This is a genomic window from Xylophilus ampelinus (assembly GCF_003217575.1).
GTDB lineage: Bacteria > Pseudomonadota > Gammaproteobacteria > Burkholderiales > Burkholderiaceae_C > Xylophilus > Xylophilus ampelinus.
Genome location: NZ_QJTC01000011.1, coordinates 59,379 through 75,251 on the forward strand (window position 1 = coordinate 59,379; position 15,873 = coordinate 75,251).

17 protein-coding genes are annotated in these 15,873 nt (G+C 68.6%); 6 read left to right on the top strand and 11 right to left on the bottom strand.

What is annotated here, in order from left to right; translation table 11 throughout:
• Window positions 1–41: 41 nt before the first annotated feature.
• A complete protein-coding gene (locus tag DFQ15_RS08895; RefSeq protein WP_199399846.1) occupies window positions 42–566 on the top strand; it encodes a hypothetical protein in 525 nt (174 codons plus the stop codon).
• Between the two features lie 227 nt (window positions 567–793).
• Here the strand turns inward: DFQ15_RS08895 and glmS are convergent, their stop codons facing one another.
• Window positions 794–2,716, bottom strand: a complete 1,923-nt coding sequence (gene glmS, locus DFQ15_RS08900; protein ID WP_110465646.1) for a glutamine--fructose-6-phosphate transaminase (isomerizing) — start codon at window positions 2,714–2,716, stop codon at window positions 794–796.
• Between the two features lie 138 nt (window positions 2,717–2,854).
• On the opposite strand from glmS, the gene DFQ15_RS08905 reads away from it, so the two are divergent.
• Window positions 2,855–3,343 (top strand): Lrp/AsnC family transcriptional regulator, encoded by a 489-nt coding sequence (locus tag DFQ15_RS08905; protein WP_110465647.1) that lies wholly within the window; start codon window positions 2,855–2,857, stop codon window positions 3,341–3,343.
• 30 nt (window positions 3,344–3,373) lie between these two features.
• Here DFQ15_RS08905 and DFQ15_RS08910 read toward each other — a convergent pair whose 3' ends face one another.
• Window positions 3,374–4,147, bottom strand: coding sequence for a sensor histidine kinase (locus DFQ15_RS08910; protein WP_110465648.1), 774 nt, complete (start codon window positions 4,145–4,147; stop codon window positions 3,374–3,376).
• Between the two features lie 6 nt (window positions 4,148–4,153).
• Complete coding sequence (gene glmU / locus DFQ15_RS08915; protein ID WP_110465649.1) at window positions 4,154–5,560, bottom strand: bifunctional UDP-N-acetylglucosamine diphosphorylase/glucosamine-1-phosphate N-acetyltransferase GlmU; 1,407 nt, start codon at window positions 5,558–5,560, stop codon at window positions 4,154–4,156.
• On the opposite strand from glmU, the gene DFQ15_RS08920 reads away from it, so the two are divergent.
• On the top strand, window positions 5,559–6,479 hold the full coding sequence (locus DFQ15_RS08920) for a DUF6279 family lipoprotein (RefSeq protein WP_146228705.1): 921 nt from the start codon (window positions 5,559–5,561) through the stop codon (window positions 6,477–6,479). The genes glmU and DFQ15_RS08920 overlap by 2 nt on opposite strands.
• A gap of 56 nt (window positions 6,480–6,535) precedes the next feature.
• Here DFQ15_RS08920 and DFQ15_RS08925 read toward each other — a convergent pair whose 3' ends face one another.
• The 3 genes from DFQ15_RS08925 to DFQ15_RS08935 form a co-directional block, all read right to left on the bottom strand.
• A complete protein-coding gene (locus DFQ15_RS08925; RefSeq protein ID WP_110465651.1) occupies window positions 6,536–7,057 on the bottom strand; it encodes a pyridoxamine 5'-phosphate oxidase family protein in 522 nt (173 codons plus the stop codon).
• A gap of 48 nt (window positions 7,058–7,105) precedes the next feature.
• Window positions 7,106–7,444, bottom strand: coding sequence for a hypothetical protein (locus DFQ15_RS08930; RefSeq protein WP_110465652.1), 339 nt, complete (start codon window positions 7,442–7,444; stop codon window positions 7,106–7,108).
• A 279-nt stretch (window positions 7,445–7,723) separates the two neighbouring features.
• Window positions 7,724–8,179, bottom strand: a complete 456-nt coding sequence (locus tag DFQ15_RS08935; RefSeq protein WP_110465653.1) for a DUF2917 domain-containing protein — start codon at window positions 8,177–8,179, stop codon at window positions 7,724–7,726.
• 116 nt (window positions 8,180–8,295) lie between these two features.
• On the opposite strand from DFQ15_RS08935, the gene DFQ15_RS08940 reads away from it, so the two are divergent.
• Entirely contained in the window at window positions 8,296–9,288 is a 993-nt protein-coding gene (locus DFQ15_RS08940; protein ID WP_110465654.1) for a LysR substrate-binding domain-containing protein, read from the top strand.
• 144 nt (window positions 9,289–9,432) lie between these two features.
• Here the strand turns inward: DFQ15_RS08940 and tyrS are convergent, their stop codons facing one another.
• Window positions 9,433–10,665, bottom strand: coding sequence for a tyrosine--tRNA ligase (tyrS, locus tag DFQ15_RS08945; RefSeq protein ID WP_110465655.1), 1,233 nt, complete (start codon window positions 10,663–10,665; stop codon window positions 9,433–9,435).
• Window positions 10,666–10,877: 212 nt separating this feature from the next.
• Between tyrS and DFQ15_RS08950 the strand changes: the two genes are divergently transcribed.
• On the top strand, window positions 10,878–12,215 hold the full coding sequence (locus tag DFQ15_RS08950) for a M23 family metallopeptidase (RefSeq protein ID WP_110465656.1): 1,338 nt from the start codon (window positions 10,878–10,880) through the stop codon (window positions 12,213–12,215).
• A 300-nt stretch (window positions 12,216–12,515) separates the two neighbouring features.
• The gene (locus tag DFQ15_RS08955; RefSeq protein ID WP_110465657.1) at window positions 12,516–13,649 is read left to right on the top strand and encodes an anhydro-N-acetylmuramic acid kinase; all 1,134 of its coding nucleotides are present in this window, start codon (window positions 12,516–12,518) and stop codon (window positions 13,647–13,649) included.
• Between the two features lie 92 nt (window positions 13,650–13,741).
• On the opposite strand, the gene DFQ15_RS17100 is transcribed toward DFQ15_RS08955, so the two are convergent.
• From DFQ15_RS17100 to rplM, 4 genes are all read right to left on the bottom strand, one after another.
• A complete protein-coding gene (locus DFQ15_RS17100) occupies window positions 13,742–14,299 on the bottom strand; it encodes a hypothetical protein (RefSeq protein WP_146228706.1) in 558 nt (185 codons plus the stop codon).
• Window positions 14,300–14,466: 167 nt separating this feature from the next.
• Window positions 14,467–14,832, bottom strand: a complete 366-nt coding sequence (erpA, locus tag DFQ15_RS08960) for an iron-sulfur cluster insertion protein ErpA (RefSeq protein ID WP_055835160.1) — start codon at window positions 14,830–14,832, stop codon at window positions 14,467–14,469.
• Window positions 14,833–15,016: 184 nt separating this feature from the next.
• Complete coding sequence (gene rpsI, locus DFQ15_RS08965; protein WP_055835163.1) at window positions 15,017–15,409, bottom strand: 30S ribosomal protein S9; 393 nt, start codon at window positions 15,407–15,409, stop codon at window positions 15,017–15,019.
• A complete protein-coding gene (gene rplM, locus DFQ15_RS08970; protein WP_055835166.1) occupies window positions 15,406–15,849 on the bottom strand; it encodes a 50S ribosomal protein L13 in 444 nt (147 codons plus the stop codon). Before rplM ends, rpsI begins: the two co-directional genes overlap by 4 nt.
• Window positions 15,850–15,873: the final 24 nt, after the last annotated feature.

Genomic DNA, 15,873 nt, shown 5'->3' on the forward strand with positions numbered 1-15,873 from the left:
GGATGGCCCGTATTTTTAGTTCACTTGGAAAGGAGATCGAAATGACCGTGGACAAAAACTTGTCGCGGACTGGCGTGCTTCTCACGGCGACATTGACGGCCGGCATGGCTCACGCTGGTGCGGGCGCCAACGTCAACGCCTGCGTCTACTTGACCAGCAAACCCTCCGTACCCATGACCGTCAACGTGACGCCTGGTGGATCGGGAACGCATTGCATGCATGAAAAGGGCCACTCCGCCACATTGACTGTGTCCAACGCAGGCGTGACCTGCGTCTCGGTAGGCTACGTCGAGGCCAAGGCGAGCTCGTCGGGGGGCGATCTTTGCGCCACCGACAAGTCGAAGTGGCCGCTGAGCTATGCCATTACGGGCACCGCCTTCAGCGGTTCGACGCAAACGCAGTGGCATACAGGAACACGGAACAATTCCATAGATTTGCACAGTCCCTCGCCGGGCACGAATGTCTGCGGTCAAAGCTCTCTTTGCACTTCGACGTCTTGGACCTGGAACGCGGGGACGCAGGGGCCGCTATACATCATTTTTCAGCCAGGCTACAACGCAAAATAAGGCGTATACCGCTGCGGTAGGTGTCAGCAGGACGCTGCCGACGCTCGCGACGCGGGACACTCCAGGCGGATGGTTGCATCGGCGCCCGTGGAACTAGCGACGGAAAGAATCACCTCGTTCCAAGACAAGCGCTGGAGCATGTCATACACCATGACGCTAGGCACCCCGGGTATCGCGGAGATCCGTTACCGCAGATACCGTGCGTCCGAGGCGCCCGCCCCGGTGGATCACTCCACCGTCACGCTCTTGGCCAGGTTGCGCGGCTTGTCCACGTCGGTGCCCCGTGCGCAGGCCGTGTGGTACGCCAGCAGTTGCAGCGGCACCACGTGCAGCAGCGGGCTCAGCGCGCCGTAGTGCTCCGGCATGCGGATCACGTGCAGGCCCTCGGCCTGCTCGATATGGGTGTCGGCGTCGGCCAGCACGTACAGCACACCGCCGCGGGCGCGCACTTCCTGCAGGTTGCTCTTCAACTTTTCCAGCAGCGTGTCGTTGGGCGCGACGGTGACGACCGGCATCTCGCTGGTCACCAGGGCCAGGGGGCCGTGCTTCAGCTCGCCGGCGGCATAGGCCTCGGCGTGGATGTAGGTCACTTCCTTGAGCTTGAGCGCGCCTTCCAGCGCGATCGGGTAGTGCAGGCCGCGGCCCAGGAACAGGGCGTGGTCCTTGCCGGCGAAGGCCTCGGCCCAGTCGATGATCTGCGGCTCCAGGGCCAGCACTGCCTGCAGCGCGACCGGCAGGTGGCGCATCGCCTTCAGGTGTATCGCCTCGGCCTCGGCGTCGAGGTGGCCGCGCGACTGGGCCAGCGTCAGCGTCAGCAGGAAGAGGCCGGCCAGCTGGGTGGTGAAGGCCTTGGTGGAGGCCACGCCGATCTCGGTGCCGGCGCGGGTGATGTAAGCCAGCTTGCATTCGCGCACCATCGCGCTGGTGGCCACGTTGCAGATGGTGAGGGTCTGCTCCATGCCCAGGCTGCGGGCGTGCTGCAGCGCGGCCAGGGTGTCGGCCGTTTCGCCCGACTGGCTGATGGTGACGACCAGGGTGCGCGGGTTGGGCACACTGCTGCGGTAGCGGTACTCGCTCGCGATCTCTACCTGGGTCGGGACCTTGGCGATCGATTCGAGCCAGTACTTGGCGGTGCATCCGCTGTAGTAGCTGGTGCCGCAGGCCAGGATCAGGACGTTGTCGATTTCCTCGAAAACGCGCCAGGCACTGGCACCTGTGGCGCCGTCGTGCGAGGGCGCGCCGTCGAACAACTCGGGCACGATGCCCTCGATGCCTTCGAGCGTATCGGCGATGGCGCGCGGCTGCTCGAAGATTTCCTTCTGCATGTAGTGGCGGTACGGGCCCAGGTCGGCCGCGCCGCTGTGGGCCTGCACCGTGCGCACCGGGCGGGCCGCGGCATCGACCGGGCGGACGCCGCTGCCGTCCTTGTGGCGCTGCACGATCCAGAAGCGGCCCAGCTGCAGGTCGACCACGTCTCCCTCTTCCAGGTAGACGATCTGGTCGGTCACGCCGGCGAGCGCCATCGCGTCGCTGGCCAGGAAATGTTCGCCGGCCTGGCCCACGCCCAAAATCAGCGGCGAGCCGGCGCGAGCGCCGACCACGCGGTGCGGCTCGTCGCGGCAGAACACGGCGATCGCGTAGGCGCCGCGCAGTTGCACGATGGCGGCCTGCACCGCCTCGAACAGATCGCCGTCGTACAGGCTGTCGATCAGGTGGGCGATGACCTCTGTGTCGGTCTGGCTGGCGAACTCGTAGCCCTTGGCGACCAAGCCGCCGCGCAGCGCGTCGTGGTTCTCGATGATGCCGTTGTGCACCAACGCGATCCGGCCCGGGCCCTGGTCGTAGCCGCCGGGGCCGTGGCTGAAGTGCGGATGCGCGTTGTGCACCGCCGGGGCGCCATGCGTCGCCCAGCGGGTGTGGGCGATGCCGGTGGTGCCCTGCACCGCGCCGGCCTTGACCTGCTCCATCAGCTCGGCCACGCGCGAGGTGCTGCGGGTGCGGCTCAGCGGGCCCTCGGGCGTCATCACCGCTTCGGTGTCGTACACCGCGACGCCGCAGGAGTCGTAGCCCCGGTATTCGAGCCGCTGCAGACCCTGTACGAGGATAGGGACGATGTTGCGGGTGGAGACCGCGCCGACGATGCCGCACATGGTGGTGCCTTGTATGAAAAGGAAAGGACCCGATGCTAGAACCGGCGCCATGAAATAATCAGGCACTTATCGCCACCTTCCGATCGCATCTTTCACTCAGCACATGCGCCCCAATATTCGTTCACACAAGCTCCACAAATGAACGAAATCACGCTCGACGAGACCGACTTGCGCCTGCTGGAAATGCTGCAGACCGACGCCTCCCGCAGCAACCAGGCCCTGGCGGAGGCAGCCGGCATCTCGCCGCCCACCGGCCTGCGCCGGGTACGCCGGCTGGTCGAATCCGGCGTGATCGCCCGGCAGGTCGCGCTGCTCGACGGCGACAAGCTCGCTCCCCTGATCGGCCACGGCCTCACCGCCCTGGTCGAGCTGGCGCTCGACGCGCAGGACGCCGAGCGGCTGGCCCGCTTCGAGGCCCGCGCCTGCGCCGACGACGCGGTGCAGCAGTGCTACCGCGTCTCGCCGGGGCCGGATTTCATGCTGGTGGTGCGGGTGCGGGACATGCCGGGCTACATGGCGCTGGCACAGCGGCTGTTCCATGCCGATCTGCATGTGCGCAGCGTCAAGGCCTTCTTCAGCATCCACTGCGCGAAATTCGAGCCGAAAGTGCCGCTGGCCGACGATTAGCGCCGACCTCCAGCTATCGAAACAATAGCATCACGCCGGCACGACGGCCGGCAGGCTGAAGCGCACGGTGCAGCCGGCGTCGCGCTGGCCCTCGGCCTGGGCGGTGCCGCCGTGGCGCTGGGCGATGCGGCGCACCGCCGCCAGGCCGATGCCCAGGCCGTCGAACTCCGCGCTGCTGTGCAGCCGCTCGAACACGCCGAACAGCTTGCCTGCCGCAGCCGGGTTGAAGCCGGCGCCGTTGTCGCGCACGACGATCTCGATCTGTCCCTCGCCCCCCAGCTGCCAGCCCACCGCGATCTCGGGCGCCGGCCGCTTCGCGCTGAACTTGACGGCGTTGGAGAGCAGGTGCTGCAGCGCCAGCCGCACCAGGACCGGATCGCCCAGACAGCGCGGGATGTCGGCCGCCACCCGCCACGCCACCGGCTGCGGCGGCAGCGCCAGGGCCTGGCGCGCCTCCTGCACCAGCGCCGCCACGTCCAGCGGCTGCGGCACCAGCGGCGCGCGGCCGATGCGCGACAGCTCCAGCAGGCCGTCGACCATCCGGGCCATCTGCTGCGCCGACCGCTCCATCGTGTCGAGGAAGCTCAGCGTCTCCGGGTCGCGGCCCAGGTCCTCGACCCGCTCGCGCAGCAGCTGGCCGAAGGCCTTCAGGTGACGCAGCGGGGCGCGCAGATCGTGGGAGGCGACGCGGAAAAAGTCCTCCAGCTCGGCGCGGACGGCGGCCAGCTCGGCGTCGCGCGCGGCCAGGGCGGCGCGCAGGGCCTGCAGGTCGCGCGGTTCGGGCGGAGCGGACGGGGCATCCATCGGCGGTCAGCCGGCCTGCTTGGACGGGCGCTTCCAGCTTGAGATGCAGACCTGCCGGCCCCGCGCCACGGCCAGGGTGCCTGGCGGCGTGTCCTTGGTGATGGTGGAGCCGCCGGCCACGGTGGTGCGGGCGCCCAGCGTCACCGGCGCCACCAGCACGCAGTTGCTGCCCACATTGACGTCGTCGCCGATGGTGGTGGTGTGCTTGTGGGCGCCGTCGTAGTTGGCGGTGATGCTGCCGGCGCCGTAGTTGACCCGCGCACCCACCACGGCGTCGCCCAGGTAGGCCAGGTGGTTGGCCTTGGCGCCGTCGGCCATCGTGGAGTTCTTCACCTCGACGAAATTGCCGATGTGCACTTCGCGCCCCAGCCGGGCGCCGGGCCGCAGCCGGGCGAAGGGGCCGACGATGGCGCGCTCGCCCACCTGCACACCCGCCCGGTCGCCGGCGATGTGGGTGAACGGATGCACCACCGCGCCGGCGGCGATCCGCGCGTCGGCGACGACGCAGTGCGCGCCGATCCGCACGCCCTCGCCCAGGTGCACCGTGCCCTCGAAGACGCAGCCGACATCGATCTCGACATCGGCGTCGCAGCTGAGCGTGCCGCGCACGTCGATGCGGGCCGGGTCGGCCAGGCGGGTGCCGGCCTCCATCAGCGCGTCGGCGTTGCGGCGCTGGAAGGCGCGCTCCAGCGCGGCGAGCTGCACCGGGCTGTTGACGCCGGCCACCTCGACCGCGTCGGTCGTCGGCACGCCCACCACCGGCACGCCGTCGGCCACGGCCATGGCGACGATGTCGGTCAGGTAGTACTCGCCCTGGGCGTTGGTGTCGGAGAGGCGCGAGAGCCAGCCGGCCAGCCGGTCGGCCGGGACCGCCATCACGCCGGTATAGGTCTCGCGGATCGCGCGCTGGGCCTCGGTCGCGTCCTTGTGCTCGACGATGCCGCGCACCGCGTCGCCGTCGCGCACGATGCGGCCGTAGCCGGTGGGGTCGTCCAGCGCGATCGTGAGCAGGGCCAGCGCGCCGGTGGCGGCCGCCGCCTGCATCGCGCGCAGGGTGGCGGCGGCGATCAGGGGTACGTCGCCGTTGAGGACCAGCACCGTGCCCTCGGCGCTCAGCTGCGGTGCGGCCTGCTGCACCGCGTGGCCGGTGCCGAGCTGCGGTTCCTGGCGGGCGAAGCGCAGTTCGAAGGGCGCGGCGTCCGGCGCGCCGACGGCCTCGGTCAGCGCCGACTCCACCAGCGCGGCGCCGTGGCCGGTCACCACCACCACCCGCCGCGCGCCGAGCGGGGCGACGGTGTCGAGCACGTGCTGCACCATCGGCCTGCCGGCAAGCCGGTGTAACACTTTCGGGAGGCGGCTTTTCATGCGGGTACCCTTGCCCGCAGCCATCACCACCACATCCAAAACCGCCATGAACGCTCCTTTTCGGCTGCCTGCCGTACCGCCCCGGCGCGTGCCGGGGCTCTGGTGGCGGATTATCGGTGCGACCGGCATCGCGGTGGCGCTCGTCGCGCTGCAGGGCTGCAGCGCGATCAAGCTGGGCTACAACCAGTCGCCCGAGATCGCCTATTGGTGGCTCGACGGGTATGTCGATTTCGAGGGCGACCAGACCCGCAAGGTGCGCGAGGACCTGGCCGCGCTGCAGCAGTGGCACCGTATGGCCGAACTGCCCCGGATCGACACACTGCTGGCCCAGGCAGAAAAGCTGGTGCCGCAGAATGTGGTGCCGGCGCAGACCTGCCAGATCGCCGAAGGCATCCGCACCCGCCTGATGGCCCTGGCGCAGAAAGCCGAGGCGCCGCTGACCATCGCCGCACTGGATCTGGAGCCGCAGCAGATCGTCAACATGCGCAGGAAGTTCGAGCGCAACAACGCCGAGTACCGCAAGGAGTGGCTGGAGGCGACGCTGCCCGAGCAGCGCGCCTTGCGCTTCAAGCAGGTGCTCGAGCGCAGCGAGACGATGTACGGCCGCCTCGACGGCGCGCAGCGCGACGCGATCCGATTGCAGATCGAGCGCTCGAGTTTCGATGCGCAGCGCAGCCACGCCGAATCCCTGCGCCGGCAGCAGGACGTGCTGCAGACGCTGGAAAAACTGCAGGCCGGCAACCCCTCGTTGGCCGAGGCCCGCGCCGCCATCCACGGCGTGCTGGAGCGAGCCTTCGACACGCCCGACCCGGCCCTGCGCAAGTACCAGGAAACCCTGCTGCGCGAGGGCTGCGACAGCGCCGCCACCGTCCACAACAGCACCTCGGTCGCGCAACGGGAAAGCGCGCTGAAGCGCCTGCATGGCTACCGGCGCGACGTCAAAATCCTGATGGCGCAGGAGCCATGAAAAAACCGCGGACGGCACCGCGGTTCTAGCTGCGAGGGTGCCTCAAGCGCGCCGCATCAGCGCGATTCGACGGTCGGCGCACCCGCCGTGTTGCGCACCGTGGCGTTCTCGCCCAGGTCCGGTGTCTTGCCGACGATGGCAGCGGCGGCCATCGAGATCAGACGCACCATGCTGCTCGAATGGGCATCCCAGTATTCGGCCGTTTCCACGTCGACCCGGAGCAACGCGAGCGACGGATCTTCCTTGCCGTCGGGAAACCACGGCTTGGCCATCGGCGACCACAGCTCGTCGATCTTGGCGCGGTCGTAGACGATCTCGGAACTGCCGGTCACCGACACGTAGCTGGCGCTGCTCGGCTTGGCGAAGGCGACGTTCAACCCTCCCGACTTGGCCTGCTTCTCGGGCGAAGGCCGGGTGAAGAACCAGATGCTGCCGGCCGCATCGATCTGCAGCGGCATCATCGGCCGGCTGGTCAGGGCGCCGTGGGCGTCATGCGTGGTGAGCATACCGGGGCCGATGTCGTCGATCAGATCGGCGACCTTCTGCATGCCGGGGTTCTTCTGCGGTTCGATCTTCATGGGGATGGAGCCTCGGGCGGGAATGGGTATCGGTGGGAGGAGAACGCTTCAGGCGTCCACGTTCATGCTGGCTTCGTCGATGTACGACTTGGTCTCGCCCGGTGTGTCGGTCCTGTTCTTCAGCCGGCCGACCGGCGTGCCGCCATGGCCGCCGTCCTTGGACGTCGCCGGCTTGTCGGTCTTTTGCGCGGGCGCCGGGCGGTGGGCGGGCTGGCCGTCGTCGTCCCACGAGACGGGCTGGAAATCGGTCGAGCCCTGCTGCTGTTGTCGGCGCCGTGCCGGCGAAACCTGCTGTTGTTGCTGCTGCGGGAGGCGGCCACCGAAACGGGAGTCGCCTGCGCCCCGGACTGGCCGGTTGGCGCCGAGAGAAGGGACGGAATGGTTCATATGAAACCCCTGGACAAGCCGCCGTGCGGAAAAACGACGTATTCTTCAAATTAACGAACCAGCCGCCATCGGAGTGTCGTCCGGCGGCCGGCCCGCGCGTCGGCATTGGCCTACAGCACGAAACTGCGAGCCTATGGGGCTTCCAGCCGCCTCCTCGCAACGGCTTATAGCTATAAATTCAATAGCAAACCTGATACAGCACGGTGCTTGCACCGGCAGTGTGGCGACCCGCTCGGTCGCGTTGCGGCGGCCGTTGGCGAACAGGTTCTCGCCGGGCCTTCAAGACGGGTGCGACGGTCGGCATTCCCGCGCCTGCGCAGGCCCCGGCCGCCGACACAACAGCCCTGCGGCCAGCGCCGCCAGCGCGCGGCCGAAGCGCCAGCCGGCAAGGCACACCCGGCGCCACTGGCGGGCCACCTGGGCGGCCTGTCGCGCGACGTCGCCGGCGGCACCCCGACCGGGCGACCATTCGAACCCCACCGCCTCGCCGGCCGACCGGGGCTCCAGCACGATCCGGCCGCCGCGCGGCAGCGGGAAACTCTCGCCCGGCATCAAGAACCAGTCACCGCCCCGCGGCCGGGGCCCGCCGCACGAACGACCGCCGCCGTCGAGCGTGATCCAGGCGCCGCCGGAGCGGATCCGCAGCACACCCGCGCACGCCGCGCGGATCGCCACGGCGCGGCCTGCCTCTACGGTCTGGCATTGTTGCTTTCCGAGCAAGGTCGGGTGGTGCATGGCGGGCTTTCGCTGGCTGTCTTGTGGGCTCGATCTTCGAAGCCGCGCGCCGCGGCGTCCAATGAAATGGTGCGTTCCGATTGATACGATTCGGGCATCAATCCCAGGATCGCGCCATGTCCCAGAACGCCCCGCAGGCCCCGCTGCGCACCCGTCCCGTCGGTTTGGGGCATCTGCGCGCTTTCGAGGCGGTGGCGCGGCACCTCAATTTCCGGGCGGCGGCCGAGGAGCTGTCGCTCACCCAGTCGGCGGTCAGCCGCCAGATCCAGGGGCTGGAGGAGGACGTGGGCGTGCCGCTGTTCCTGCGCCACACCCGGGCGGTGGAGCTGACCGGCGCCGGCGCGCAGCTGCTGCGGGCACTGCAGCCGGGCATGTACGCCATCGACGGCGCGGTGCGGCAGATCCGGCAGACCGCCGGGCGGCGCAGCGTGGCGATCAGCACCTGGGCGTCGTTCGCGTCGATGTGGCTGATCCCGCGGCTGGAGGCGTTCCAGCGGGCCCACCCCGACATCGACATCCGCATCGACGCGACCGACGTGCCGGTCGACATGGACACCACCGACGTCGACGTGGCCCTGCGCTACACCCTGCCCTCGCGGGTGCTGGCCGGCGCCGAGCGGCTGTTCGGCGAGCAGCTGTCGGTCGTGGCCAGCCCCTGGCTGCTGCAGAGCGGGGCGCCACTGAAGACGCCCGCCGACGTGAACCGCTTCACCCTGATCGAGGCGGGCGATCTGTACCGCTCCCACCACAACGAATGGCTCAGCTGGCACCGCTGGAGCCATGCCCACGGCGTGCAGCGGCTGGAACCGCGCCGCTGGCTGTACTTCAACTACGCCCACCAGATCGCCCAGGCGGCCCTGGCCGGCCAGGGCGTGGCGCTGGCCCGCATGCCGATGGTGGCCGACAGCCTGGCCAACGGCGACCTGGTGGATATCCTGCCATTGCACCGGCTCGGGTCGCCGCTGGCCTACTGGCTGCTGGTCGGGCCGCGCAGCCGGCAGCGCTCGGAGGTGCAGGCCCTGGTCGAGTGGATCCGCGGCGAGGCGGCCGTCACCCGCGGCACGATCGGCGACGGCCAGGACACCAACGTGGACGCGCACGTCGACTGAGAACGTTTGAGAGAACCTGCTGCGCGACCCGATGGCGCAGCTGTGGTCCTCACCGCCCACTCGGGCCGCTCGCTACGGTTCTTTCACACCTTCGACCAGGCAGGCAGGCAGAAAGCGGCTTGCTACGGCCGGTCCGCCGCAAGGTCAGCCCAGCAACACCTTCGCGAACTTGCGCTTGCCCACCTGCACCACGTAGGTTCCGGCGGCCAGCTTCAGGCCCTTGTCGCTGACGACGCTGCCGTCGACCCGCACGCCGCCGCCGTCGACCAGACGGTGGGCCTCGCTGCCGGAGGCGGCCAGGTTCGCCTGCTTCAGCAAGGCGCCGATGCCGAGCGGCGCGCCGGCCAGCAGCACCTCGGGAATGTCGTCGGGCACGCCCCCCTTGCTGCGGTTGGCGAAATCGGCCTCGGCCGCGTCGGCGTCGGCCGCGCTGTGGAAGCGGGCGGTGATCTCCTTGGCGAGCATCACCTTCGCATCCTTGGGGTTGCGCCCGCCGGCCACTTCAGCCTTCAGCGCTGCGATCTCCTCCAGCGACTTGAAGGACAGCAGGGTGAACCAGTCCCACATCAGCGTGTCCGAGATCGACAGCACCTTGGCGAACATGGTGTTGGCCGGCTCGGCGATGCCGATGTAGTTGCTCTTCGACTTCGACATCTTGTCGACGCCGTCGAGCCCCACCAGCAGCGGCATCGTCAGCACGCACTGCGGCTCCTGGCCGTACTCCTGCTGCAGGTGGCGGCCCATCAGCAGGTTGAACTTCTGGTCGGTGCCGCCGAGTTCCAGGTCGGACCGGAGGGCGACCGAGTCGTAGCCCTGCATCAGCGGGTACAGGAACTCGTGCACGCTGATCGACTGGCCGCCGGTGAAGCGCTTGTGGAAATCGTCCCGCTCCATCATCCGGGCCACGGTGTACCTGGCGGCCAGCTGGATCATGCCGGTGGCGCCCAGCGGCTCGCTCCATTCGCTGTTGTAGCGAATCTCGGTGCGGGCCGGGTCCAGGACCGTACTGGCCTGGCGGTAGTAGGTCTCGGCGTTGGCCGCGATCTGCTCGGGCGTGAGCGGCGGCCGAGTGCTGTTGCGGCCCGACGGGTCGCCGATCAGGCTGGTGAAGTCGCCGATCAGGAAGATCACCTGGTGGCCCAGGTCCTGCAACTGGCGCATCTTGTTGAGCACCACCGTGTGGCCGATGTGGATGTCGGGCGCGGTCGGGTCCAGGCCCAGCTTGATCCGCAGCGGAACGCCGGTGGCTTCGGACCGCGCAAGTTTGCGCTGCCATTCATGTCGGGGAAGCAGTTCGTCGGCGCCTCGCAACGATATGTCGAGCGCTCTTCCTACACGATCGGTCACGGGATACGTCGAAACGGCTGATTGATTCATAAGGGTTTTGTAGAAAGCCAGGGTCCGGTGCGCCGCTATACTCGCCAGCAGCCCGCCACCCGATTTTAGGTGGCCGGCCTTTTGCACCCGTTCTTACCGAGGCGTGCAAAGAACACCTCCCAAGAACAAGGCCCGATGCCTGCGTCCCCGGATGCCGCACTGCCTGCCTTGCGCAAATTTCTTCCGGGGAATAACTTTTGAATCCTGGTTTCATGGCCATCGGGGAAGCGTTCGTCTTCCGTGTCGCCCACAGCCTCCGACAGCATCCGAAACGTGTCACCGCTCTGATCGGCACCCTGCTGCTCTGCGGCGGTGGCGGCGCCTTCGCGGTGGCCAATCTGGCACCCGATCCCTCGGACCTGCCCGTCAGCCAGATCCTGCATTCCGTGGAGCCGCTGTCCGTCGACACGGCGCTCACCGATGCCGGCATGCATGCGATGCGGCTCTACCGCACCGAAACCACCCGCTCCACCGACAACGCCGACAGTCTGCTGCAGCGCCTGGGCGTGGACGACCGGGCCGCCGCCGTCTTTCTGAGGGCCGACGACAAGGCGCGCCAGGCTTTGCTGGGCCGCGTGGGCCGGGTGGTGACGGCCGAAGCCTCCGACGACCATGCCCTGCTGCGCCTGACGGTGCGCTGGAGCGCCGACGACGCCGAGCAGTTCCAGCGCCTCGTGATCGAGAAGCGGGCCGACGGCTTCGCCAGCCGCATCGAGAGCGCGCCGACCACCGTGTCGAGCCGGCTCGCCAGCGGCGTGATCCAAAGCTCGCTGCTCGCCTCCACCGACACGGCGGGCATCCCGGAATCGGTCGCCTACCAAGTCGCCGAGATCTTCTCCAGCAACATCGATTTCCGCCGCAGCCTGCGCAAGGGCGACCGGTTCACCGTCGTCTACGAAACCATCGAGGCCGACGGCGAGATGCTGCGCGCCGGCCGGGTGCTGAGCGCCGAATTCGTCAACGACGGCAAGTCGTTCGAGGCGATGTGGTTCCAGCCGCCGCGCGAGAAGGGCGCCTACTACACGCTCGACGGCCAGGGCCTGAACCGCGCGTTCCTGAGCGCTCCGCTGGAATTCACCCGCGTCTCAAGCGGCTTCAGCAACCGCTTCCACCCGATCCTGCAGGAATGGCGTGCCCACCTGGGCACCGATTTCGCTGCGCCGACCGGCACCCCGGTGCGCACCGTGGGCGACGGTACCGTCGAGTTCGCCGGCGTCCAGAACGGCTACGGCAACGTGGTGTTCGTGCGCCATCGCAACGAGCACGTCACCGTCTACGCCCATCTAAGCAAGATCGACGTGACCCGCGGCCAGTCGGTCTCGCAGGGCCAGACGGTCGGCCTGGTCGGCCAGACCGGCTGGGCGACCGGCCCGCATCTGCATTTCGAGTTCCGCGTCAACGGCGTACAGCAGGACCCGATGGCGATGGCCCGCCAAAGCGAATCGACCCAGCTGACCGCCGCGGCGCGCCCGGCGTTCGACCGGATCGCGGCTTCGATGCGCATCCAGCTGCAGACCGCCAACCAGACCGGCCTGGCCAGCGCCGACTGAGCCGGAGGGGGAACCTGCTGCGCGATCCGATCGCGCGGCTGTAGCCTTCGGCGTGCCGAAGTACGGCTTCGGCCCTATCCGCACACCTGGGCCGCTCGCCACGCTTCTTCCGGATCTTCTACATCCGGCCGCATTGCATACCACGCCGCCTACGGGCGGCGTTTTGTTTGGCAGGGCCTGCCTGCGGTAAGGTCGCACACGGTGGTGGGCCGCCGGGACAAGGCTATGCTGGTCGCTCCGCCGCCCTGCCGGCGCCAACGCCCGCCGCCCTCCTCCCCGAAGACCCACCGAGGACGCTCCATGACCACCGACTCCCTCTACATAGGCCTGATGTCCGGCACCTCGATGGACGGGGTCGACGGCGTGCTGGTGCGCCTGCCCGCCGACGACGCGGTGCCGGCCCAGGTGCTGCACCACACCGCGGTGGACATGCCCGGGCCGCTGCGCCGGGAGCTGATGGCGCTCAACACCTCCGGGCCCGACGAACTGCACCGCGCCGCGTTGGCCGCCAATGCGCTGACAAACCTCTATGCCGATGTGGTGCTGCGGCTGCTCGGCGCGGGCGGGCGGGCAGCGTCCGACGTGCGGGCGATCGGCGCCCACGGCCAGACGGTGCGCCACCAGCCACAGGCCTTCGACGGCACCGGCTACACCCTGCAGCTGCAGAACCCGTCGCTGCTGGCCGAACGCACCGGTATCGACGTGGTGGCCGACTTCCGCAACCGCGACCTGGCGGCCGGCGGCCAGGGCGCGCCGCTGGTGCCGGCCTTCCACCGGCGCTGGTTCGGCCGGCCGGATGCGGCGGTGGCGGTGCTCAACCTGGGAGGTATCGCCAACATCAGCCTGGTGGCGGCCGGAGACCGGGGCGGTGCCGCCACCGGCTTCGACTGCGGGCCCGGCAACGCGATGCTCGACCACTGGTGCCAGCGCCACCTGGGCCTGCCCTTCGACGCCGACGGCGCCTGGGGCGTGACCGGTCGGGTGCTGCCCGCGCTGTTGGCCGACCTGATGACCACCCCGTTCTTCGACCAGCCGCCGCCGCGCAGCACCGGCCGCGACCTCTTCCACCCGGCCTGGCTCGACCAGCACCTGGTCCGCCACCCGGGAGCGGACCCGGTCGATGTGCAGGCGACCCTGGTCGAATTGACCGTCCAGGCTTGCGCGGCGTCGGCCACTAGCTATGGAAAAGATGGCACCGATCTGATCGTGTGCGGCGGCGGCGCCTTCAACGGCGCTTTGATGGCCGGGCTGGCGCGGGCGCTGCCCGGGATGCGGGTGGTGTCGTCGGCGCAATTCGGCCTGCCGCCCCTGCAGGTCGAGGCCACCGCCTTCGCCTGGCTGGCCCAACGGTGGGTGGAGCGCAGGCCGGGCAACCTGCCGTCCGTCACCGGGGCCGCCGGGCCGCGCGTGCTGGGTGCCCTGTACCCCGCCTGACGCCGCGCCGCCCCCCTGCCGCGACCGCGGCAAACGGTGTGGAATACCGTAGCCGACAGCCCGGCCGCACGGCGGACCGTGGCCCCGCATCGCTACCGCGAGGGCCGAAGCCGCTCCACCGGGATGTGCAGCAGGGCCGCACGCACTTTCTCGGTGGCCGACCGCGTCGGTCTACCACCGGCCGGGTCTTCACCCGCGCACCCTGGGCATCGGGCGCCAGCTGCCAGAACACGATCGAGGCACCCATCGTCATCTGCCCCCATCGTAAGGAAGGTTGCGCGGAAAGCCGGCAGCGCATGCGGCGCACTCGGCGTGGCCGAAGGTGCCCCTGAAACCGGCCACCCGCTGCGGCCACACCCAGGCCCATCGCCAGCATCTGCACCATCATCGACAGCAGGTTGTTGCCGCTGCTGGCCATGCCGCCGTCCAGGTCCTTCGGCATGACGCAGCCACAGCTCCGACAGGCCGCCGAGCGACAGCGACAGCGACAGGGTTGCCATGCCAAAGGCCAACGAGCAGTAGCCGGTCAGGTCGAGGCCCGACAGCGCATGCGCCCGACCGTCGGGCATGAAGCGCAGCGTAGCAACGCAGCCCACCAGCGCCACCGACAGGTTGATCAGGAAGATCCAGTGAAACGAGGCATACTGCACCAGCCAGCCGCCCCGCGCCGGCCCGATCGGAGCAGGAGAGAACCGGAGTCGGCGGGGCAACGGGGCTCATGGGATCGAACAGGACAGCATCGCGGCAAAGAAAAAGCCGCCCGAAGGCGGCTGGCGGCGGCATGGACCCGGAGCGGGAGGCATGCGGCGCCGAGACGTCAGACCGAGAAGCTGGAGCCGCAACCGCAGGTGGTGGTGGCGTTGGGATTCTTGATCACGAACTGCGCACCCTGCAGATCTTCCTTGTAGTCGATCTCGGCACCGAGCAGATACTGATAGCTCATCGCGTCGATCAGCAACGACACGCCGTTCTTGCTCATCGTGGTGTCGTCTTCGTTGGTGATCTCGTCGAAGGTGAAACCGTACTGGAAGCCCGAGCATCCGCCGCCCTGGACGAAGACCCGCAGCTTCAAGTCGGGATTGCCCTCTTCGGCGATCAGGTCGGCCACCTTGGCGGCAGCGCTGTCGGTGAACAGGATCGGCGACGGCATTTCGGTCGGGAGGGATTCGGCAACTGCGCTCATGGTGGACTCCGGTGGGATGTGCGTTAACGCAAGGCGCAGATGCTATCGCAACGCGGCATTTCAAGCTGGCGCAGAAAGATTGCCGGCACGGGCGGCAGGGCGATGCACCCATGAAAAAACCGCCCGAAGGCGGTTTCTTCCAGACCGGGCACCGCGACAGGTCGCCGTGCCCAGGCAAAGCGGATCAACGCTTCGAGAACTGCTTGCGGCGGCGTGCGGAGTGCAGACCGACCTTCTTGCGTTCCACTTCGCGGGCATCGCGGGTCACGAAGCCGGCCTGGCTCAGTGCGGGCTTGAGCGTCGCGTCGTAGTCGATCAGGGCACGGGTGATGCCGTGACGGGCCGCGCCGGCCTGGCCGGATTCGCCGCCACCGTGCACGTTGATCATCACGTCGAAGGTTTCGACGTGGTTGGTCAGGACGAGCGGCTGCTTGGCGATCATGATCGAGGTCTCGCGGCCGAAGTACTCTTGTACGTCCTTGCCGTTGACCGTGATCTTGCCGGTGCCCTTTTTCAGAAACACGCGGGCGACGCTGGATTTGCGACGGCCGGTGCCGTTGTTCCATTCACCAATCATTTCGTCGCTCCGGGGAGTTCGAGGACTTTCGGCTGCTGGGCGGTATGCGGGTGCTCTGCGCCACCGTAGACCTTGAGCTTCTTGATCATGGCGTAGCCGAGCGGGCCCTTGGGCAGCATGCCCTTGACGGCCTTCTCGAGCGCGCGGCCGGGGTGCTTGGCCTGCATGTCGCGGAAGTTGGTGGCGGTGATGCCGCCGGGGTAGCCCGAGTGGCGGTAGTACACCTTGTCGATCGACTTGGCGCCGGTCACCTTGAGGCGCGCGGCGTTGACGATGACGATGAAATCGCCGGTATCGACGTGAGGCGTGTAAATGGCTTTGTGCTTGCCGCGCAGACGGAGGGCAACTTCGCTGGCTACCCGGCCGAGGACCTTGTCGGTCGCGTCAATCACAAACCACTCGTGCACCACGTCAGCGGGTTTTGCGCTGAATGTAGACATTGCTGTTAGCTTTCGAGTGTGGAC